We start from the raw sequence: 20,090 nt of genomic DNA, 5'->3' as shown, positions 1-20,090 counted from the left end.
GCACCGGCGACCGCCGAACGCGCGCGACAACCAGCGTTCTTCGTGCAGCAGGTCGGTCACCCGGCAGTCGAGTACCCCCAAGACCAGCCGGATTGGCATCACGCTACCCAGTGAACGCGTTGCTCGTACCGCCGAACGGAGCATTGGCGAAAATGTCCAAAAATCGCGGAGGCTTTGCCCGGACAGCGAGTAGTACAGCGACAGTTTTTGTTCACTCTTCTGCCGGAAAATGTTACCTCGATTGGGAGGTTTGACTTTACAGCAGAGCGCTCACCAGCGAAGACACCGCGTCACTCGGGTGACGAAGCCGGGTGACGCCGGGAGTATGCCGGTTTCGGGAGTTGTGGTTCAGCTTACGACACGTCACCCGATTGGCGGGTAACACGGAAGGGAGAGGTGCACCGGTGAAATGATCGATCGAAGAAGCGGTCCCGGGGCGCGGGATGCAGATCCTTGACGGGTCCCGCCCAGTGGGCCGAGTTGACGCGGGAATGCCGGAGGCCGCCGATTGAGCAAGAGGTGAACGGCGTTCACCAGGCCGGGGAAGCGGCGGGGGTTGGCCGGCGCGCTACCCGTGGTGATGGCGGAGGGTGGCACCGCGGGCTCGCGTTGCGGAGCGAGGTTTCCCCCAAGCCCGGCGGCGCGGGCACCCCACTGCGACCGGGCCACCCAACGGGCCCGGGCCCCCACTACGACCGGGGCACCCAACGGGCGTGGACTGCCCGCCGCGCGCGCCGACCCGCACCCGCCGGCCGGGCCACAGCCGCCCTGCACCGGCGCCGGCACAGCCGGCGCCCCACGCCCGCCGCAGTCAGGGCCCGCGCCTCGCCCCGCCTCGGCCCGTACTCGCCGACCCCGCCACGGCCGGCGCCATGCACCCCACTCCAATAGCCAGCACCTTGCGCCGGCCGACCCCGCCATGGCCGGCACCCCGCACCCACTGGCGCCCGACCTCGTTCCCGGCCAGCCCCGCCCGCCCAGCACCGAACCGCTGCGCCGCAGCCCAGGCGCCCCGCATCCAGCCATGACTCCCCCGCACCCAACGCCCGCCGATCCCGCCGCAGCCAGCGCCCAACGCCCGCGCCCGTCCCCGATCCGCATTCCCGCCCGCGCTCATCCACCCCAGAGCCGCATTCCCGGCCGATCCCCCCCTCACCCCGCCGATCCCGCCACAGCCGACAGCCAACGCCCGCCGCCCCAGCCCCGGCGGGCGCCCCACCCCTCACCGACCCGCATTCCCACCCACGCCGAGCCACTCCCCGCTCGCCCCGCCGATCCCGCCACAGCCCGACACCCAACGCCCGCCGCCCAGCCCCGGCGGGCGCCCCACCTGCCCCCGACCCGCATTCCCACCCACGCCCACCCACCCCCAGAGCCGCATTCCCGGCCGATCCCCGCCCACCCGCCCCGGGTCGCCGACACCCGCCCGCCTGCCCCTTTGATCCACAACCACCGGAATTGCGGCCGACGCGATCACGCCATCCCCCCACCGGAGCCCCACCCGACCCACACCACCGACCAGCATTCCCGGAACAACATCACCCAACCCGGAATCCGCCGGACGACCCCACCCTCAGCCGTCCGGAAAGGACGTCCACAATAGACCCGTCCCGGCCCATATCCGACGACCTCAGCCTCTTCGCCCGCCGAGACCCCCGACGCACCCGCCGAGCCCCGGCCCACCCCCACCCCGCCGAAGTCGTTCTTCACCCATTGAGGCGACACCCACCCCATTTCCCACCCCCGTCGACCCCGCCTCCTTGCCGCTTCGATGCGGGCAATTACGCCGAACGGACCCGCCCCTGTTTTACCCGCGAGTTGAATTCCCTTTCGCGCCGGTTGTGGATACACTTCCCCGGGAACGCGGGCGCATTGTGCTGTTCGCGTTCTCGAGCGCACATCCACCGGAGGAGCACCCACGTGGCCCAGAAAGTCTCCGTCGAGATCCTCGACGACATCGACGGCAGCGCCGCCGCCCAGACCGTCCAGTTCAGCCTTGATGGCGTCACCTTCGAAATCGACCTTTCCGACCGGAACGCGGCCGCCTTGCGTGACGAACTGGCCCGCTACATCGGCGCCGGCCGGCGGGTCGGCGGGCGCAAGGTGCGCGTCGCCACCGGGCAGTCGACCACCGCCGCCGATCGTGAGCGCAACCAGCGGATCCGGGCCTGGGCGAACGCGAACGGCTTCGACGTCTCCGAGCGCGGGCGGCTCTCCTCCGAAGTCGTCGCCGCCTTCGAACGGGTGCACGGGGAAGACGCGGAATCGCCCGTTCCGTCGCCGCGCAAGCGCGCTCCGCGCAGGAAAGCCGCCGCCTGACTCCCGAAAACGGCAGGAAACATTTTCCCGGCCCTTCGCCGGCGCGCCGGAATAACCGGCCGCGCCCGCGGTAATGCCTGATCGGCCCTTGTGGTCCAGACCCGCCCGCCCTACGGTCGGCGAGGTCCGGGCCGCCACGGGGAGGAGCCGAAAAGGTGCTGGGAACCGTTCTGGCGAGCGCACTTCTGCTGACCGGCGCCGCTCCGGCCGTCGCCGACGCCGGCTGGACACCGGCGCCGATCGTCTGGTCGGCGTGCCCCGTCGACCCGGACAGCCCCACGCCGCCGGACGGCGAGTGCGGCACGGTCCGGGTGCCGCTGGACTGGAACTCGCCGCACGGACCGTCGATCGCCCTCGCCGTGGCCCGGCACCGGGCCACGGATTCCGCACACCGCCTCGGCGTGCTGATGGCGGATTTCGGCGGCCCTGGCTCGTCGAATGCGGAACTCGCCGTGACGCCGACCGTGTTCAGCCCGGAGATCCGGGCCCGGTTCGACGTCGTGGGCTTCGACGTGCGCGGCACCGGCCGCAGCCACTTCATCGAATGCGAGAACACGGGCGCGCCGCCGAGCGACGAGCCGACCGGGCCGGCCGAGTTCGCCGCGCTGCGGACCTACAGCGAGAAACGAGTCTCCGCCTGCCGCGCCCGCAACCTCCCCGTCTTCGACCACGCCGACACCGGCGTCAACGCCCAGGACATGGACGCGGTCCGCCGCGCGCTGGGCGAAGCGCGGCTCAGCTTCTTCGGCATCTCCTACGGCACGCTGCTCGGCCAGCAGTACGCCGAAAAGCACGGGGACCGGGTGCGGGCGCTGGTGCTCGACAGCTCCATCGACCACAGCGCCGGCCTCACGCGGTTCCTCGGCGACCGGGCCGCCGCCGCGGACGACGCGTTCCGCCAGTTCGCCGCGTGGTGCGACCGGACGACGACCTGCGCGCTGCACGGCCAGGACGTCTTCGCCGTCTGGGAGAAAGCCCTCGCGATGACCGCCGGGGAGCCGCTGGCGCAGAACGAGCTGCGCGACCGGGTGCTGAAAGACATGTACCGCCCGGACTACACCGACTTGGGCGAGACGATCGCCGAAGCCGCGGCCGGCAATCCGCCGATGACCGCCCAGTTCTCCTACAACTACGACTCCATCCGCCTCGCCGTCGTCTGCCAGGACTTCGACCTCCGGATCCGGAGTTTCGCGCAGTACTCGGTGCTGCACGCCGAGGAGCTGCGCCGCGGGCCGCTCATGCGCGGCAGCACGTTGAGCCACAGCGAAGCGATGGCGTGCCTGGGCGTCCAGGGCCCGCCGTCGAACCCGCCGCACCGGCTGAGCATCCCGCGCGCGCCGCAAGTCCTCCTGCTGAACTCCCTCCACGACCCGGCGACGCCGTACGCCTGGGCCCTCGCCATCCACCGCCAAGCCCCGGCGAACACCACGTTGGTGACGTACGAGGGCGCGGCCCACGGAGTCTTCGAAAAGAACACCTGCACCCGGTCGGCCGTGGCCAGCTACCTGCTGGCGCTCGAAGTGCCGGACCGCGACATCAGCTGCCCGGCCTGACCCCTACCGGCGCCACGCCGTCCGCGACGGCCTGCACGGCGACGGCGGGAGGGCTCGCAGGTAGATGTGCTCGTCCAGGTCGTCCCGGCTTCGGGAGAACTCCTCCGCCGGGCCGGGTGCCTTCGTCCACTCCCGACACTCCACAAGAGACGCCGGCGGGCAGGCCGGTCACCAGCGGTAGTTGCGGCGCAGAGCCCGCTTCACGACCTTCCCGGTCGCATTGCGCGGCAGCTCCTCCACGAACACGACGTCTCGCGGCACCGCGAACCGCGCCAGGCGCTCCCGTACGTGCGACCGCACCGTGTCCGCGTCCAGGTGGGCGCCCGGGGCCAGCACGAGGTAAGCCGCCAGGCGCTGGCCGTACTTGGCGTCGCGGACTCCGACCACCGCCGCCTCGCGGACCTCCGGGAGGCTCAACAACACTTCCTCCACCGGGGCCGGGGCCACGTTCTCGCCGCCCGACACGATCATCTCGTCTTCGCGGCCCTGCACGAACAGCAGGCCGTTCGCGTCGACGTACCCGCGGTCGCCCGTGTCCATCAGGCCGTCGCGGACGTCCAGCTGCTCTCCGTCGGTGTACCCGTCGAACAGCAGGCGGTTGCCCACGTACAGCCGGCCCGTCGCGCCCGGCGGGACCGGGTTGCCCGCCCGGTCCAGGACGCGGATCGCCGTGCCGATCGGCGGGCGGCCCGCCGTTCCGCGGGCCGCGCGAAGATCTCCTGGGCCGGCGATCGCCGCCCACGACACCTCCGTCGAGCCGTACAGGTTGTAGAGGATGTCGCCGAACGCGTCCATGAACTCCTCGCCCAGCCGGCCCGGCAGGCCCGCGCCGGAGCTGGCGACCACGCGCAGCGACGACAGGTCGTAGCGGGCCCGGGTCTTCTCCGGCAGGTCCAGCAGCCGCCGCAGCATCGTCGGCACCGCGAACAACGCCGTGCAGCGCTGCTTTTCGATCATCGACAGCGTCGCCTCGGGGTCGAACCGCCGGGGCAGCACCAGGCCCGCCCGCAGCGCCATGGCGAGCTGGAGCGCGGCCAGGCCCCACGTGTGGAACAGCGGCGCGGCGACCAGGATCGGTTCCCCGGCCCGCAGCGGGATCTCCGAGAGCACCGCGGCGGCGTCCGCGACGTTGTTCGGCGTCGGGCGGCGGGCGCCCTTCGGCGGGCCGGACGTGCCCGAGGTGAGCACGACGAGCCGGCCGGGCTTGGCCGGCGGGGCGAGCCGGGTGGGCTCCTGCGCTTCGATCAGCCCTTCGATCGTCGGGCCGTGCCACCCGTTGCCGGGCGGCCAGGTCCACAGCTGCGGGATGTCGGACGGCAGCTGCCCGCGCAGGGCGGCGAACTCGGCGTCGGCGAGCACGAGCTGGGAGCCGTGCCGCAGAGCGAACTCCGCCGCCTGGCCCAGGGCCAGCCCGGTGTTCATCAGGGCCACGTCCGCGCCGAGCTTGCTGCAGGCGATCATCGCCTCGACCATCGCGTTGTGGTTGCGGCACATCAGGAGGACCCGCGACCCCTCGGTGATGTCGTAGCGCTTCAGCACTGCCGCCAGCCGCGTGGTGCGGTCGTCGAGCTCGCCGAAGGTCCGCTCGGAACGCTCGTCGCACAGCGCGAGGGACTCCGGCGCGCGACGGGCGACCGCCTCGTAGCCGCCGGCCAGGGTCGAGCCCCAGCGGCCCACCGCCCGCAGCTGCCGCAGCGTCCCGGCGGGCTGGGCCGGGGTGAGCACGCCGGCCTTGACGAGGATCCGGGCGAACTCGCGCTTCGACGGGCGCGGCGGCAGCGGATCGGCCGCGGGGACGCCGCCGAGGTGGTCGCTGATCGCCGCGACCGCGTCCAGGATCCGCTGCCGGATCCGCGGGACCGCCGGCGACCGGCCGTCGAGCAGCGTGAGCAGGAGGGTGATCGCGCAGCCTTCGGGCACCGGGCGCAGCACGACGGACATCCGGTGCCGCCGGCCGGACCAGGCCAGGTGCTCGTCCCGGCGGCGGACGAAGATCTCGGCCTCGCCCTCGCCACCGGCGCGGTACCGGTAGCGGGCGCCCCGGCCGGTCGCCTCGGAAACCGGCTCGCACGCGGTGATCCCCCGGACGAACCGCGGGTACAGCTGCGGGCTGCCCACGATCGTCCACACCGCCGCGGGCGGGTGCGGCAGGGTGACGGTGATCTCGAGGAGTTCGGGCTCCATCAGGACACGGCGGGAGGCGCCGGCACGGCGGTCATGACTCGGCTTTCTCCCTTGTGTCGATCCGGGGGTTCGGCCTTTCGGCCGCTCTGCCGAGCATCCGTTTGCGCCGGCCGTCGTGTCAACACGCGGTCGCACGATTCGATGTATTCAATCGTGTGGAGCGCGCAAAAACCAGCGAACCGCCGAGTGCTTCACAGCTTTCTCACGCCGCGGCGGATCACCACGGCGGCGGGCCGGTGCTGCCCCGGACCACCAGTGACACCGGAATCCGTTCGAGCGTCGCCGTCCGCGTGCCCGACCCGACCTCGCCGAGCAACGTCCGCACCACCCGGTCGCCGAGTTCGGCGAACGACTGCCGGACCGTGGTCAGCGGCGGCCAGAAACTCGCCGCCTCGGCCATGTCGTCGAACCCGACGACACTGACCTCGCCCGGCACGGAACGGCCGGATTCGTGCAGCGCCCGCAGCAGTCCCAGCGCCATCTGGTCGTTGGCCGCGAAGACCGCGGTGACCGCCGGGTCGTGGGCCAGCACCCGGCCGAGCGTGTAGCCGGATCCGGCCGTCCAGTCCCCGACCACCGGCACCGGCACCGTGCGGTCGAACCGCGTCAGCGTCCGCCGCCACGCCCGTTCCCGGTGTTCGGCCGCGAACGAATCCGTCGGGCCCGCGATGTGCCACACGGTTTCGTGGCCGAGGGCGAGCAGGTGCTCGGTCGCCAGCACCGCGCCCTGTGCCTGATCGGTGTCCACGGTCGGATATCCGGCGCGCACGTTGGAATCGACGACCACCACCGGGATGCTGTCCGGGAAAACGATTCCCGGCCAATCCAGGTCGTATTCCTCGACCAGCACGACCAGCCCGTCGACGACGTGGTTCCGCAGTTCGCGGAAGGCATCGGTGACCGCGTCGCGGGTCGGTTTGCCCAGGGGCATCAGCTTGATCGCGAACCCCTCGGCCGCGGCCGCCCGCGCGACGGCGTCGAGCGTGCGGCTGTTGCCGAGCGTGGCCAGCGTCGAGGTGAGCACGCCGATCGAGCGCGCCGGGTCCGGCAGCACGACGGCCGCGCCGCCGCAGAGGTCCCCGCTGGTCCGTTCCCGCACGCCGCCCACCCCTCATCGGTCGCCCACACGACGACTCCGTCGCTTCGAGGTCACCACAGCGACGGGCGATGTTCACCTTGACGTGGGCAACACCGCTGTTCGCGACGCTCGTCAGCCACTCGCCATCCGCCGTGAGAAGCGGTTCCGACCTGGGCACCTGTGCCACCGGAGGCCCTGCATGGCCGACAGCCGTTCCGGGCGGCTCGTGAAGAAGATCACTAAGCGACCGCTCAGTAACAGGCTAGCGCCGGGGCGAGGTCCGGCCGCCAGTGGTGGTGCGGCGGGGTGACGAATCGGCGCGTTCGACGGATTCGACGGCGAGCGCACCACCGAGTTCTGCCTGCTGTACCGGGGCTTCCCGTTCACGCGGCCGTGCTGGCCGGCCGTGGCTAGGCTGGGCGAGCCTGACCGAACGAAGGAGTTCCGCCTCGCGAAAGGTCCCCGCCATGTCGCAGCAGGTGCAGCACGACACTTCGGCCGACGGTGGGGTGAACCGGCGCCGGGTGCTCGCCGGCCTCGCCGGTTCCGTCGCCTCCGCCTCCGTCGCCTCCGCCGGGCTGCTCGCCCCCGCCGCCGAAGGGCAGACCGCGCGCCCCGAACGGAATCCGCGGGTCGAAGCGCTGCTCGAGCAGATGACCCTCGCCGAGAAGATCGGCCAGCTCCAGCTCGTCGGCGACGAAACCACCGCCCGCGCCGCCCTCGCCGGTGGCCGGCTCGGCGGGGTCTTCTCCGTCGTCGGGGCCGCGAAACTCAATGCCCTGCAACGCATCGCCGTCGAGCAGACGCGCCTGAAGATCCCGCTCGTCTTCGGCCTCGACGTCATCCACGGGTACACCACCAACTTCCCGATCCCGCTCGCCCAGGGCGCGAGCTTCGACCCCGCCGTCGCCGGGACCGACGCCGCCGTCTCGGCCAAGGAAGCGCGCAGCAGCGGCATCCACTGGACCTACGCGCCGATGATGGACGTCACCCACGAGCCGCGGTGGGGGCGGATCGCCGAAGGGTACGGCGAAGATCCTTACCTGGCGACGCAGTTCGCCGTCGCCAAGGTCCGCGGCTACCAAGGGAACGACTACTCCGCCCCGGACCGGCTGGCCGCCTGCGCCAAGCACTTCGTCGCGTACGGCGGCGCCGAAGGCGGCCGGGACTACAACACCGTCGACGTCTCGCTGCAGCGGCTGCACAACCTCTACCTGCCGCCGTTCAAGGCCAGCGTCGAAGCGGGCGTCGCCACCGTCATGGCCAGCTTCAACACCATCAGCGGCGTCCCCGCGCACGGCAACGGTTACGTCCTGCACGACGTCCTCAAGGGCGCCTACGGCTTCCGCGGCTTCGTCGTCAGCGACTACACCGGCATCGAGGAACTCATCCTGCACGGCCTGGCCGGCGACGGCGCGGACGCCGCGGCGGCCGCCCTGCCCGCCGGTGTCGACATGGAGATGGTCAGCACCAACTACGCCCGCTTCGCCGAACGGCTGCTCGCCGAGCGCCGGATCACCCGCGACCAGCTCGACGACGCCGTCCGCCGGATCCTGCTCGTCAAGGTCCGGCTCGGCCTGTTCGAACGCCCGTACGTCGACGAAGCCACCGAGGTGAAAGCGCCTTCTCCGGCCGCGCTGGCCGCGTCGCGGCAGGCCGCCGGGCGGTGCATGGTGCTGCTCAAGAACGACGGACCGGTGCTGCCGCTGGCGAAGTCCGTCGGCTCGGTCGCGGTCGTCGGGCCGCTCGGTGCGGCGACCTACGACCTCAACGGCACCTGGGCCGGCCTCGGCACCGGCGCCTCGACGACGCCGCCGGTGACCGTCGTCGACGGGATCAAGGCCGCGGCGCCCGGCGCCACCGTGACCTACACCCCCGGCTGCCCGGTCGACGGAACCGACACCGGCGGATTCGCCGCCGCGCAGCAGGCGGCGCGCGCCGCCGACGTGACGGTCGTGGTGGTCGGCGAAACCGCCGCGATGAGCGGCGAAGCGGCGGCCCGCAGCAGCATCGACCTCCCCGGCGTGCAGCAGCAGCTGGTGGCCGCGATCAAGGAGACCGGGAAGCCGTTCGTGGTCGTGCTCGTCAACGGCCGCCCGCTGACGATCCCGTACCTGCACGACAACGCCCCCGCCATCCTCGAGGCGTGGGCCCCCGGTGTGCAGGGCGGCCACGCGATCGCGGACGTCCTCTTCGGCGTGGTGAACCCGGGCGGCAAGCTGCCGGTGAGCTTCCCGCGCGCGGTGGGCCAGATCCCGATCTACTACAACCACGAGAACACCGGGCGCCCCGCCGACCCGGCCAACAAGTACACGTCGAAGTACCTCGACCTGGCGAGCGGACCGCTCTACGAGTTCGGCCACGGCCTGTCCTACACGACGTTCCGCGTCGACACCCTGCGGCTTTCGGGCACCCGCCTGCCGGCCCGCGGCGGCCGGATCGAGGTGAGCGCCACCGTCACCAACACCGGCGGCCGCGCCGGCGACGAGGTCGTCCAGCTCTACCTGCGCGACCCGGTCGCGAGCATCGTCCAGCCGGTCCGGCGGCTGCGCGGCTTCCGCCGGGTGACCCTGGCCGCGGGCGCGTCGACGACGGTGTCGTTCACCCTCACCCCGGACGACGTCGGGTTCTACGACAACACCGCCCGGTTCCACGTCGAGCCGGGGAAGATCGAGGTCTACGTCGGCACCAGCTCGGCGGCCACGCTGTCGGCGAGCTTCACCGTGGTCTGACCCCGCTCAGCCGGCCGGTGCGTGGACGGCCGGGAGGTGCAGCCAAGCGCGCGTCGTGGTTTCCTTCACGGCGGCGAACACCGAGGTATAGCTCCCGGGATCGCCGAGCTGGAGGTGGCGGATGACCTCTTCGTAGAACCAGTTCGACGTGATGACCGCGATGTCTCCGTCCGAGGCCGACAGGGCGTCCTTGACCGCGCGGGAATCGAGGAGCCGGAACGCGTGGATGATCGCCGAGCCGGTGAAACCGTAAGCGTCGCGGGTGATTTCGCCCGCGTGCAGCGCCATCCGCAGCCGGATCCGCTCCTCGGCCGCGTGGGCGTCGTTGTGCGCGAGCAGGTTCTTCGCGAGTTCCTGCGGCACCCGTTCCCCGAAGACGGCCTTCGGATACGCTCCCGGAGCCAGCAGGAGCACGCCGTCGCCGAGGTCGCTCCGGTGGCAGCCCTGCCACCGGACGCCCGAGGCGGCCAGGGCCTCCTCGACCGCTCGGTACAGCCCGGACCGGACGACGACCCGGTGGAGATTGGTCCGTTCCGGAGCGTTGAAGCGTTCCACGTCCACGGCGAGGATCGTGTAGTGCATGGCGTCCGCGATGGGCTTGATCCTTCGCTCGGTGGTCGGCTGAGGGGCCGTGGTCTTCCGGTAGGGCATCTGTTCTCCAGGTGGGGCGTGGGTGGGGCCGATCAAGATCCGGGTAGCCCGGCCATGAGCACGGTCGTGACGTTGAACGGCGTGGACAGCATCTTCTGGCTCAGCATCAGATCGGCGACGCGCTGGAGCTCGCCGAGGTCCACGTAGGCGGGGTAGCTGCCGACGCGGACCTCACGGGCGGTGCCGGTGTCGATGCCCAGGTACTGCTGGAACACTTGCTCGCGGACATCGCGGTTCTGCACGTCGCCGACGCCACGGGCGAGCGCCCGCTGAAAGGCGCCGACCACCTCCGGCCGGCTCGCGGCGAAACTCGCCGGAGCGACCCAGCCGGACATGGGGATCTCGAAGTTCAGGTCGAGTCCGAGATCGAGCAACTGGACCGCGCCGGCTTCGGCGGCCCTCGTCACGAACGGTTCGGCGACGACGGCGCCGTCGAGCTCGCCGCGCTGCATCGCCGGCACCATCGCCCGCATGTCCATGGTCTTCCAGTCGATGTCGGCCGGATCCCCGCCGGCCTGCCGGATCTCCGAGATCGCGAGCAGGTCCGAGATCGATCCCCGGCTCGTGACCCCGATCCTCTTGTGCGCGGCCTGGTCGGGCCGGGTGAAGGACCGGTTCGGTGCGCCGACGAGCATCAGGTGGCCGGGCTTGGCGACGTAGGCCGGGGCGATGACCTTCAGGTCCGCCGCGTGGGTGGCCTGGGCCATGAACATCCCCGGGTAGCTGCTGAAAGCGATGTCGAGCCGGCCCGTCCGGAGCCCGCGCACCGCCTCGGGACCGCTGGCCACGGTGGTGACCTGGACGTCCAGGCCGGCCGACCGGAAATACCCCTGGTCGACGGATCGGTAGAAGGCGGCGACGTCGACGAGGGGCAGGACGCCCACGCGGACCGTGATCGGTGGCGGCGCCGCCGGTTGCCCGGACCCGCGGCTCCAAGAGAAGCCGCCGACGACGGCCGACACGACCAGCACCACCGTCAAGACGACCGCGGCCGCCTGCCGGCGCTTGCCGGAGACCCGTCCGCGGCCCGCGGCGAGGTCGGGTCCGGCCGGGCCACGGCGTCCGGCTTTCCGTCGCGACCCCACCAGCCGCAGCGGCACCGCGGCGGCGCCCGGGTGCGCGTCCGGGCCGGTGCCGCTGATGGCGAGCAGCTCGCGGCCGCCGGGCCTGCGGCGACGCGCCGGGTGGTCGGACCCGGTACCACCCCGGTGCGCCGGCGCGGAGCCCAGCGCCCGGCGAAGATCCGCCAGGCGCCGGTCGAGCTCGACGTCGTCGATCTCGCCGGCCGTTCGGCCGAACCATCCGAGAACCATGCTCCCCGCTCCTTCGCTCGTTCTGTCCATTGCGCTCAGTCGGCTCACGTGCTCTCAGCGGTGGGGCGTGCCGAGAGCCCGCCGGAGCCTTTCCCGGCCTTTCTTGTAGCGGCGCTGGGCCATCCGCAGGCTGATTCCCAGGATCTGCGCCGTTTCCGGGAGGGAGAGTTCGTCCAGGCAGACCAGCGTCACGACTTCTTGCAGGTCGCCGGGCAGCGCGCGGAGTGCGTCAAGGGCGTCGATGATCTCGGCACGCCGGTCCGCGAAATCCTCCTGGCGCAGGGATTGAACGGCGATCAGGGTCTCCGACGGCAGCAAGACCTCCCGGCCGTCCGTCCGCGACTGGTCGATCGCGAGGTTGCGGGCGATCGTCAGCGCCAGCGGAACCAGGCTCGCCGCCTCGGCACCGGGATTGCGGTCCAGGTGCTGCTGAAGCCGCAGGATGGTCTCGGCGACGACGTCGTCCGGGTCCGCCCGACGGGCGTGCGCGCACGCGTATCTCCTGATTTGTGGACCGACGAGCTCGAAAAGTTCGGTGAGGTACGGTCTCCCTTGATCGGCGGGCCGGGTTTCCCGATCACTGGTCACCCTCACTCGCTTTCGGCGAGCCGGCGACCAGCGGCCCGGAATCTCCCCGGACCGCAAGTACGCCCCCGGACCATGCGCTCCACGGGTGATTCCTGATCAATGGCGTCGACGCTCATGCTCAGGAAGACGAATCGATCACGCCACCGCGACAGATATCACCCGATCGGGCGATATCGATTGAGTGATGGAAAAGCAATGCATTGACGCAACGTGGTCCTTCGAACTCCGCAGGAATGAGCGGATCCGGCCGCGGAATCGCGCGCGAGGTCAGCCGCCGACGCCGACCACCCGGGTTTGCAAGCGTTTCCGCCATTCCCGCCGCACGTACGGGAGGCCGTTGAGGTGCACCACCGGCACGGACCCGTCGCGCCACGCGGTAGCGCCGAGCACGATCCGGTCGGTGCCGGCGTGCGGGCCCCACGGCGGCGCGCCCGGGCCGTGGCGATCGGCGCTGCGCCAGACCGCGCGCTGGTGCGGCACCAGCACGGTGCGATCGCGGTCGGCCGTCAGCTCCAGTTCGGCGCCGCCGGTCACCGTCAGCGTCGGCGCGCCCGTCCGGACGTACTCGCCGTGCACCGCTTCGGTCTCGACGGGGAGCCCGAAGGCGCCGCCGGCCGCGTCGATGCGGCCGAGCCCGTCGAAGAGCTCGCGCAGCAGCCGGTAACGCTCTTCGCGCAGCTCTTCGCCGCGGTTGTCCAGCCACACCACCCCGCGGCCGGCGGCGGGGTCGATGACGAGCTTCGCCCACATCCCGCCGAAGAACCCTTCGTGGCCGATCTGGCGGATGCCCTGCACGGCAGGCGAAAGGGAGCAGCCGAGCCCGTAGCGCAAGTCGACGTCCAGCCGCGGGTCCGCGTGCGGCAGGTGCATCTGGGCGAGCTCGGCCCGGGCGCGCAGGTGGTGCGCCCCGAGCCGGGCGAGGTCGAGCGCGGTCGAATAGCACAGCGACGACGGCTCGTGCTTGGCCCCGGCCTTGGCGCCGTGGTCGACGCGCAGCCCGTCGCCGCCCGGAAGGTGGTGCTGGGCCAGCGGGTAGGTCATCGCCACGGCCGGGTCGTGAGTGCTGCGCGCCATGCCGAGCGGCTCGAACACGTGCTGCCGGACGACTTCGGCGAAGGGCAGGCCGGTCACCTCCTGCGCGACCAGGCCGGCCAGGCTGACCCCCAGGTTGCTGAACCCGTAGAACTCCCCCGCCCGCGCCAGCACCGGCGTCCGCGCGAAGTCGTGGCGCACCGCGGCCGCCAGCCCGCCGGGGTCCCGGCTCAGCCCGTCGTGCAGCACGGCGTCCGGGAGCAGCCCGGACCGGTGGCTCAGCAGGTGGCGCAGCGTGGTGCCGTCGCTGCCGGTCCCGGTGCGGCGGCGCAGGCCGCCCAGGTAGCCGTCGACCGGCGCGTCGAGGTCGAGGACGCCGTCGGCGGCCAGGGACACGATCATCGTGGCGGTCACGAACTTCGCGACCGAATAGATCCGGAACACCGTGTCCGGGGTCATCGCGTGCTGCGTCTCGGCGCTGGTCACGCCGTCGGCGACGGCGAGGTCCGGCCCAGCGGCGGTGAAGGTGCACACGACGACCCCGGGAACGTCGTGCTTGCGGCGGAAACGCCGCAGTGCGCGGCGGACGACTTCGGTCACGGAACTACCCCTCAGTGCACGGCGAACAGGGAACCGCGCCCGCTTTTTGAGCGCCGAGAGCGAAAGTCAGCTGGTGGCGACCAGCGTGACCCCGAGGCCGACCAGCGCGGTGCCGGTCACCCGGTCGAGGGCCTTGCGCGGGCCACTGCGGCGCATCAGGCCGGACAACCGGGCGGTGAGCAGCACGAACAGCGCCCACCACAGGACGCCCAGCGCGATGTCGAGGGTGCCCAGCACGAGCACCTGCGCGGCGGCCGGGCCCGTCGGGTCGAGGAACTGCGGCAGGACGCTGACGAAGAACAGCGCCGCCTTCGGGTTGAGGACGTTGGACAGGAAGGCCTGCCGGAACACCCGCGCCGGGCGGAGCTCGGTGTCCGGCTCTTCGGGCGGCGGTTCGGCTTCCTCGGTGCCGCGGCGCCGCCGCCACGACTGCCACAGCGCCTGGGCCCCGAGGAACACCAGGTAGGCGGCGCCGACGAGCTTCAGGACGGTGAACAAGACCGGGCTGTGCAGCAGCGCGGTGGACACCCCCAGCGCGGCGGCGGCCATGTGCACGCACAGGCCGCACTGCACCCCGGCCGCAGCGAGGAACCCGAAGCGCCGCGCCCGGGCGGCGGCACGCAGGACGACCATCCAGTCCGGGCCGGGGACGACGTAGGCCACCATGACGACTCCGGCGAACGCCAGCAACACCCCGATGCTCATGTCCCGCCCTCCCGCGGTACCGGATCCGATACGGTCCGTAATCGATTACCCACGTTCGCGGATCTCAATCGCGCGGTTCGGCGAGCGGGAACCGGTAGAGGACTTCGGGGTCGTGCCCGCCGCCGAGGTCGGCGCTCTCGAACAGCGTCGACACCTCGGGGGTGCCGCCGTGGTGGCGCGCGAGCTTGCGGATCAGCATGATGACCGCCCGGTTGCCGGGATTGACGGTGGTTTCGAACCAGCGGGCCCCGGCCCGCCGCGCCCGCCCGGCCACCTCGGTCATCATCGCGAACGCCAGCCCGGGCCGGGTCAGCGCGGGATCGACGGCCGACTGCCAGGCGAAGTAGGTGCCCGGATCCCGCGGCGGCCGGTAACCGGTGACGAACCCGGCCAGCCGGCCGTCGTACCGGGCGACCACGGACGTCTCGGCGAAGTCCCGGCACCAGACAAGGTAGGCGTAGAGCGAGTTGACATCGAGCGGCGGCGACCGCACGACGAGCTCGTGGATCGCGGCCGCATCGGCGATCGTGGGCGGGCGCAGCTCGATGCCGGGCAGCGCCGGGGTGTGGAGGTCGGGCGTGGTGGACACGGGGGGGGTCACCTTTCCGGTGGTAGGGGTTTCGGGCAGAGCGTGCGGGCGATGGTGGTTGGCTGTGGCGAGTTCGCCGACGGCCACCGAAGCGGGGCTGTCGCGCGCGCGGCGGTCGTGACGAGTGGCCAGCCACGCCGACGCCACCGAGGCGGAGCCGTCGCGCGCGGCGCTGGCGAGCGCTAACGGCCGCCGAGGCGGGCCGTCATGCGCGTGGCCAGCCCGTCCAGAGCGTGCTCGGTGTTCCAGCGGACCGCCCGGTCCAGGCCGGTCGCCAGGCTCTCCTCGTGCGGCGCGTCGAGCTCGCGCTTGAGCTGCGCCAGTACCGCGCCGGGCTGGGCCCGGACGCGGCCCGAGAACGCCGTCAGGTCGGCCGCTCCGCCGTTGACCAGGCCGATCCGCTCGGCCCGGGCGGCGCCGATCCGGCCGCCGCCGAGGACCAGTTCGCGGACCACGCCTTCGCCGAGCAGGCGGGGCAGGCGCTGGAGCCCGCCGAGGTCCGCGACCAGCCCCAGCTCAGCCTCCGGCAGCGAAAACCAGGCGCGGGCCGAGGCGTACCGGACGTCGCAGGCGCAGACCAGCTCCAGGGCCGCCCCGGTGCACTCGCCGTCGATGTCGGCGATCACCACGCGGCCGCTGCGGGCCAGCCCGGTGATCGCGTCCTGGAGACGCCGGGCGTCGGCGGCGAGCACGTTCCCGCCGCGCCGGGCTGCCCGGCGCAACCGGGTGACGTACCAGCGCAGGTCGAGGCCGCGGGAGAACACTCCGCCGTGGCCGCGCAGGATGAGGCTGCCCGGCCGGTCGGTGGCCTCGGCGAGCGCCACGACCTCGGCCAGCTCGGTCCAGAACGGGCCGCCGAGGACGTTGCCCGCACCGGTCCCCCGGATCGTCACCCGCAGGTCGCCGCCCGGCGGCCAGGTGACCTCCAAGGTCTGCCACTCCCGCGAGGCCGGCGCCGCGAGCGCGACGCTCACCGGACGCCCGCCCGGTCGACGATCGCGGCGAGGTCGCCGACGCGTTCGAGCGTGTCGAGGTCCTCGTCCTCGACGACGCAGCCAAACCGTTCCTCCAGCTCCGAAAGCAGGTCGACCACCTGGGCCGAGTTCAGCCCGAGGTCGTCCTCGAGCCGGGACTCGGCGGTGATCCCCGCGGGCGGTGTCCCGTCGAGATGGCGGGCGAGCAGGTCCGCCACCTCGGCCACAGCTGTCGTCATGTCGTCCTCCTCGGGAGTCAGTCGCTCGCACCGGCGGCCACGAGCACGGCACCGGTGAGGGCTTGGGCGGCTTCGTGTTCGCGCTCGGCGAGTTCGGTGAACGCCGCGCGCACGAGCGTGGGCCGGGATCGGCCGCGTCGTGCCGACGTCGCGGCGAAGCGCAACGTGCGCGGCAGCTTTTCCCAGCACTTCATGGCTTCTTCGAGCGCCGAGCGCCGCTGTTCGCTCGTGGTCCGGAACCCCAGGTGCCGGCCGAGGCGCCGGTGGCTGCAGAGGTGGTGCTGCGCCGCGGCCCAGCAGTCGTCGACGACGTCGGGGTCGCGGACCAGCGCGTCGCTGTCGGCGAGGTGCGTTCCCAGAGCGCCGAGGGCCTTGACGGTCCCGGTCACCCAGTGCGCGGGCAGCGGGTTCGGGTGCACCGGCCGGGACTTCCGGCGCAGCAGCAGGTGGCGGCAGCCCGCCGGGGCCGGGTTCTCGAAGCCGAACGCGAGGGTGTTGCGCAGGTGGTGCTTCGCCGGTTCCGGCCCGTCCCGGCGCGTCAGGCGGTCCAGGTCGGGCTCGCCGATCCAGCCGGTGAACGGTTCCTGGTGCTGCCCCGACGTCATCAGGCCGGTGAACCGGTCTTCGACGTGCCAGCGGCCGTCTTCGAAGCCGTCGACCAGCAGGAAGTGCGGGGCCGCGGTTCCCTCCCGCTGCGCCGCCCAGGGCAGCTGGGTGCTGTAGCCGACGACCAGGGCGCACCCGTAGTCCCGCAGCTCCCGGTCCAGGTCGGCGCGGAACCCCGCGAAGTCGTCGTGGCCGCGGTAGGTGAGCCGGGTGCCGTCGCCCATCCGGTCCAGCGGGCGGTCGTGGTGCGAGACCGCGACGAGCCCGTCGGGCCGGCGCAGGTCGACGGCCAGCCGCACGGACACGGCGATCGCGTCCGCGGCGCCCGGGGTGCCGTGGTGTTCCAGGTAGGCCGCCAGGTTGGCGGTGTAGCAGCTCAGGCCGTCGGTCATCGCCCCTCCGTTCGATCGGCGTAGGCGCAGCAGAGGGCGAAAGCGCTGGCGCGGTCCCGCAGCTGCGTCCACGTGAGGTCACGCCAGCGGCCGGACGCGGCGGCCGCGGTGACGGGAATGCGCCAGGGCCGGCCCGCGATCCCCTGCCCGGTCGCCTTGACGCAGGCCTCCTGGGCGGCCCACACGCGGGCGAAGTCCCGCCCGCCCGCCGCCGGTTCGGCCGCCATCCGCCCGGCTTCGCCCGGGCAGCACCGCCGCAGCATCGCCGGCCCGGGCAGGCCCGCCTCCTGCACGTCGACGCCGACGTCCCGGCCGCGGGCCAGCGCCACCGCGACGACGTCGTCGGAGTGCGCCAGGCTGACGTGCAGGTCCGGTCGGCCGGACACGACCGGTCTTCCGCGGTCCGTGCGGTCCAGCGGGTGCGCCGAACCCTCCACTTCGGACAACAGAAGCACGTACAGCGCCCGCACGGCCAGGTATTCGCGGGCCCGGCGCGGTGCCATGGCCCGGGCCTCGCGCTCGGCCCAGGCCGGCACCGGCAGCTCCGCCAGGGCCGCATCGGCCGGCGTCGCCGCCAGGTGCACCCCGGGCGCCACCTCGACGGCGGTCACGAGACAGCCTTGAGCTCGCGCCGGTGCACCAGCAACGGGTCCCGGTCCTCGCGGATCTCCGTCCAGGTCGGCGCGCCGACCAGCAGGACGTGGTCCGCGTACGGCAGCTCGTCGTCGAGTTCGCAGGTCAGCGCCGCCACCCCGCCGGTCGGCAGCGGCAGCCCGTCGACCTCCCGCAGCTCGGTCGCCGAGAAGCGTTCGGTCAGCGGCAGCCGCGCGAAGTCGGCGCACAACCCGGCCTGGGCGGAGCTGAGCACGGTGATCGCGAAGCGGCCCGCCCGCCGGATCGCCGCCAGCGTCGCGCTGCGGGCCAGCAGCGAGACGACCACCAGCGGCGGACTGTCCGAAAGGGACATCAAGGCGCTGACCGTGCAGCCGGCCGGGCCGGTGCCGTCCGAAGTGGACACGATGGTGGCACCGGTCGGCCACTGGGCCATCAGGGTCCGGAACGCGAGCCGGTCGCCCGCCACCGCGGTCACCGCCGGCCCGCCCAGGCCAGTGTGACGCCCCGGTCCAGCAGCGCGATCGCCCCGTTGGCGTCGTAGAGCCGGTCGTTCGCGTAGTTGAGGCTCGCCGAGCGCAGGTCCCGGTGGACGCGTTCCAGCGGCAGCGCGGAGTCCCGCATGTACCCGTGCCGCAGGCCGGTCAGCTCGACGAGCTCGTCGACGACGGCGGCGCAGCGTTCCGCCGCGTGCACCTTCAGGCCGTTGAGCCGCAGCTGCACGTCCGGTGCTTCGGCGTCGGGAGCGTCGGCCGCGTCGCGGATCACCTGCGCCAGCAGCGCCGCCACGGTGTCCAGGTCGAGCCGGGCCCGCGCCAGCCGCCGCCGCAACAGCTCCGACGTCGGGTCGAACGACCCCCGCGTGCGCGGGTCGCGGATCATGCCCAGCACCGAGCTGAGCGCGCCGCGCGCGGCGCCGAGCCAGCAGGCGGCCCAGCCGATGTGCCCGGCCGGCACGAACGTCCGCGTGGCCACCGTCCGGAACCCGCCGGGCTCGCCGACGAGCTGGTCCGCCGGGACGTCCCCGGTGATCCCCAGCGGGACGCTGTGCGTGCCCCGCATGCCCATCGGGTTCCAGCTGCCGCGACCGGGCTCGGCGGTGACCTGCCCGCGGTCGGCGTAGACGAGCGAGACGTCGTCGTAGCCGGCCTCGGGCGAGGCCCGCATGGTGATCAGGAACCCGTCGGCGACCGCGCCGCCGGTGACGATCGGGGCGTCGCGGTCGATGCCGAGCCGGTCACCGTCCGGGCGCAGCGGCGCTTCCGCGGTGAGCAGGTGCCCGCCCTTGCCGCGTTCGCTGGTGACCGAGGCGACGTAGACCTCGCCGCGGGCGATCCGCGGCAGCAGGTCCGCGCGCAGCCGTGGTCCGGCGTGGGTAGCGATCGCGGCGACCTGCTGGCCGTGCATCGCCCAGATCATCGCCGTCGACAGGCACGCGCCGCCGAGTTCCGCGGCGGTCCGGGCCAGGTCGGTGAGGTCGCCGCCGAGGCCGCCGTGCTCCACCGGCACCAGCAGGCCCATCAGCCCGCTTTCCCGCAGTGCGTCGAGGGAGGCGACCGGGAACGTGGCGCTGTCGTCGACCGCCCGCGCGTGCTCGGCGAGCACGTCCACGACCCCGGCCGTGCGCTCGGCGAGCGTGGGCGCGGCGGGGGCGAGCGCCGTCACCGCGCACCCGCCGTGGTGTCCTGGGCCTCCCGCACCCGGTCCAGCAGGGCGTCACGGGTGGCGAACGTGTCGTCGGTCATCGCGTCGTCGGGCAGTTCGACGCCGAATTCGTCCTCGAGGTCGAAGAGCAGGTCGATGGCGCGCATCGAGTTCAGGCCGAGGTCCTTGAGCCGGGCGTCGGCGGTCAGTTCCTGCTGCGGGGCGAGGTTCTTGAGGTACTTGCGCAGGATCGTGTCGAAGCGTGCGGTGTCCATGGTC

18 protein-coding genes are annotated in these 20,090 nt (G+C 72.7%); 3 read left to right on the top strand and 15 right to left on the bottom strand.

The features are described from left to right. Positions 1–1,920: 1,920 nt before the first annotated feature. Both H5965_RS42510 and H5965_RS42505 read left to right on the top strand, forming a co-directional pair. Positions 1,921–2,319, top strand: a complete 399-nt coding sequence (locus tag H5965_RS42510) for an Lsr2 family protein (RefSeq protein WP_310976934.1) — start codon at positions 1,921–1,923, stop codon at positions 2,317–2,319. Positions 2,320–2,474: 155 nt separating this feature from the next. Then, entirely contained in the window at positions 2,475–3,872 is a 1,398-nt protein-coding gene (locus H5965_RS42505; protein WP_310976931.1) for an alpha/beta hydrolase, read from the top strand. Positions 3,873–4,040: 168 nt separating this feature from the next. Here the strand turns inward: H5965_RS42505 and H5965_RS42500 are convergent, their stop codons facing one another. Together H5965_RS42500 and H5965_RS42495 are read right to left on the bottom strand one after the other, a co-directional pair. After that, a complete protein-coding gene (locus H5965_RS42500) occupies positions 4,041–6,056 on the bottom strand; it encodes an AMP-binding protein (protein ID WP_310976930.1) in 2,016 nt (671 codons plus the stop codon). Between the two features lie 217 nt (positions 6,057–6,273). Continuing rightward, entirely contained in the window at positions 6,274–7,155 is an 882-nt protein-coding gene (locus H5965_RS42495; RefSeq protein ID WP_310976928.1) for a substrate-binding domain-containing protein, read from the bottom strand. Positions 7,156–7,601: 446 nt separating this feature from the next. Here H5965_RS42495 and bglX point away from each other — a divergent pair, with 446 nt between their 5' ends. Beyond that, positions 7,602–9,866 carry a beta-glucosidase BglX gene (gene bglX, locus H5965_RS42490; protein WP_310976926.1) on the top strand — a complete coding sequence of 755 codons (2,265 nt, stop codon included), beginning with the start codon at positions 7,602–7,604 and terminating at the stop codon, positions 9,864–9,866. Positions 9,867–9,872: 6 nt separating this feature from the next. Here bglX and H5965_RS42485 read toward each other — a convergent pair whose 3' ends face one another. From H5965_RS42485 to H5965_RS42425, 13 genes are all read right to left on the bottom strand, one after another. Then, complete coding sequence (locus H5965_RS42485; RefSeq protein WP_310976924.1) at positions 9,873–10,517, bottom strand: hypothetical protein; 645 nt, start codon at positions 10,515–10,517, stop codon at positions 9,873–9,875. Between the two features lie 32 nt (positions 10,518–10,549). Next, positions 10,550–11,830 carry an ABC transporter substrate-binding protein gene (locus tag H5965_RS42480; protein WP_310976922.1) on the bottom strand — a complete coding sequence of 427 codons (1,281 nt, stop codon included), beginning with the start codon at positions 11,828–11,830 and terminating at the stop codon, positions 10,550–10,552. A gap of 54 nt (positions 11,831–11,884) precedes the next feature. Continuing rightward, positions 11,885–12,418, bottom strand: coding sequence for a sigma-70 family RNA polymerase sigma factor (locus H5965_RS42475; protein WP_310976920.1), 534 nt, complete (start codon positions 12,416–12,418; stop codon positions 11,885–11,887). 267 nt (positions 12,419–12,685) lie between these two features. Next, positions 12,686–14,050 carry a serine hydrolase domain-containing protein gene (locus H5965_RS42470; RefSeq protein WP_310976918.1) on the bottom strand — a complete coding sequence of 455 codons (1,365 nt, stop codon included), beginning with the start codon at positions 14,048–14,050 and terminating at the stop codon, positions 12,686–12,688. 66 nt (positions 14,051–14,116) lie between these two features. After that, positions 14,117–14,755, bottom strand: a complete 639-nt coding sequence (locus tag H5965_RS42465) for a LysE family translocator (protein ID WP_310976916.1) — start codon at positions 14,753–14,755, stop codon at positions 14,117–14,119. Positions 14,756–14,819: 64 nt separating this feature from the next. Further along, positions 14,820–15,344 carry a diaminobutyrate acetyltransferase gene (ectA, locus tag H5965_RS42460; RefSeq protein WP_310976915.1) on the bottom strand — a complete coding sequence of 175 codons (525 nt, stop codon included), beginning with the start codon at positions 15,342–15,344 and terminating at the stop codon, positions 14,820–14,822. Positions 15,345–15,526: 182 nt separating this feature from the next. Further along, positions 15,527–16,318, bottom strand: coding sequence for an enoyl-CoA hydratase-related protein (locus H5965_RS42455; RefSeq protein ID WP_310976913.1), 792 nt, complete (start codon positions 16,316–16,318; stop codon positions 15,527–15,529). After that, entirely contained in the window at positions 16,315–16,557 is a 243-nt protein-coding gene (locus H5965_RS42450; protein ID WP_310976912.1) for an acyl carrier protein, read from the bottom strand. The genes H5965_RS42455 and H5965_RS42450 overlap by 4 nt, the downstream gene beginning before the upstream one ends. Before the next feature lie 17 nt (positions 16,558–16,574). Then, positions 16,575–17,555, bottom strand: coding sequence for a hypothetical protein (locus tag H5965_RS42445; RefSeq protein ID WP_310976911.1), 981 nt, complete (start codon positions 17,553–17,555; stop codon positions 16,575–16,577). Continuing rightward, positions 17,552–18,166 (bottom strand): 4'-phosphopantetheinyl transferase superfamily protein, encoded by a 615-nt coding sequence (locus H5965_RS42440; RefSeq protein ID WP_310976910.1) that lies wholly within the window; start codon positions 18,164–18,166, stop codon positions 17,552–17,554. Before H5965_RS42440 ends, H5965_RS42445 begins: the two co-directional genes overlap by 4 nt. After that, on the bottom strand, positions 18,163–18,645 hold the full coding sequence (locus H5965_RS42435) for a flavin reductase family protein (RefSeq protein WP_310976908.1): 483 nt from the start codon (positions 18,643–18,645) through the stop codon (positions 18,163–18,165). Before H5965_RS42435 ends, H5965_RS42440 begins: the two co-directional genes overlap by 4 nt. Then, complete coding sequence (locus H5965_RS42430) at positions 18,642–19,832, bottom strand: acyl-CoA dehydrogenase family protein (protein ID WP_310976906.1); 1,191 nt, start codon at positions 19,830–19,832, stop codon at positions 18,642–18,644. The genes H5965_RS42435 and H5965_RS42430 overlap by 4 nt, the downstream gene beginning before the upstream one ends. Further along, positions 19,829–20,086, bottom strand: a complete 258-nt coding sequence (locus tag H5965_RS42425) for a phosphopantetheine-binding protein (protein ID WP_310976904.1) — start codon at positions 20,084–20,086, stop codon at positions 19,829–19,831. The genes H5965_RS42430 and H5965_RS42425 overlap by 4 nt, the downstream gene beginning before the upstream one ends. Positions 20,087–20,090: the final 4 nt, after the last annotated feature.

This window comes from Amycolatopsis sp. 505, from assembly GCF_031625235.1.
Taxonomy (GTDB): Bacteria; Actinomycetota; Actinomycetes; order Mycobacteriales; family Pseudonocardiaceae; genus Amycolatopsis.
The sequence above is the reverse complement of the archived record's forward strand: the minus strand, read 5'-3'. Positions and strand labels throughout refer to the sequence as shown.

Coding starts and splice junctions, on each gene's coding strand:
- H5965_RS42425 (WP_310976904.1), bottom strand. CDS start 20,086: ATGGACACCGCACGCTTCGACACGATCCTGCGCAAGTACCTCAAGAAC.
- H5965_RS42450 (WP_310976912.1), bottom strand. CDS start 16,557: ATGACGACAGCTGTGGCCGAGGTGGCGGACCTGCTCGCCCGCCATCTC.
- bglX (WP_310976926.1), top strand. CDS start 7,602: ATGTCGCAGCAGGTGCAGCACGACACTTCGGCCGACGGTGGGGTGAAC.
- H5965_RS42485 (WP_310976924.1), bottom strand. CDS start 10,517: ATGCCCTACCGGAAGACCACGGCCCCTCAGCCGACCACCGAGCGAAGG.
- H5965_RS42500 (WP_310976930.1), bottom strand. CDS start 6,056: ATGGAGCCCGAACTCCTCGAGATCACCGTCACCCTGCCGCACCCGCCC.
- H5965_RS42445 (WP_310976911.1), bottom strand. CDS start 17,555: ATGACCGACGGCCTGAGCTGCTACACCGCCAACCTGGCGGCCTACCTG.
- H5965_RS42465 (WP_310976916.1), bottom strand. CDS start 14,755: ATGAGCATCGGGGTGTTGCTGGCGTTCGCCGGAGTCGTCATGGTGGCC.
- H5965_RS42480 (WP_310976922.1), bottom strand. CDS start 11,830: ATGGTTCTCGGATGGTTCGGCCGAACGGCCGGCGAGATCGACGACGTC.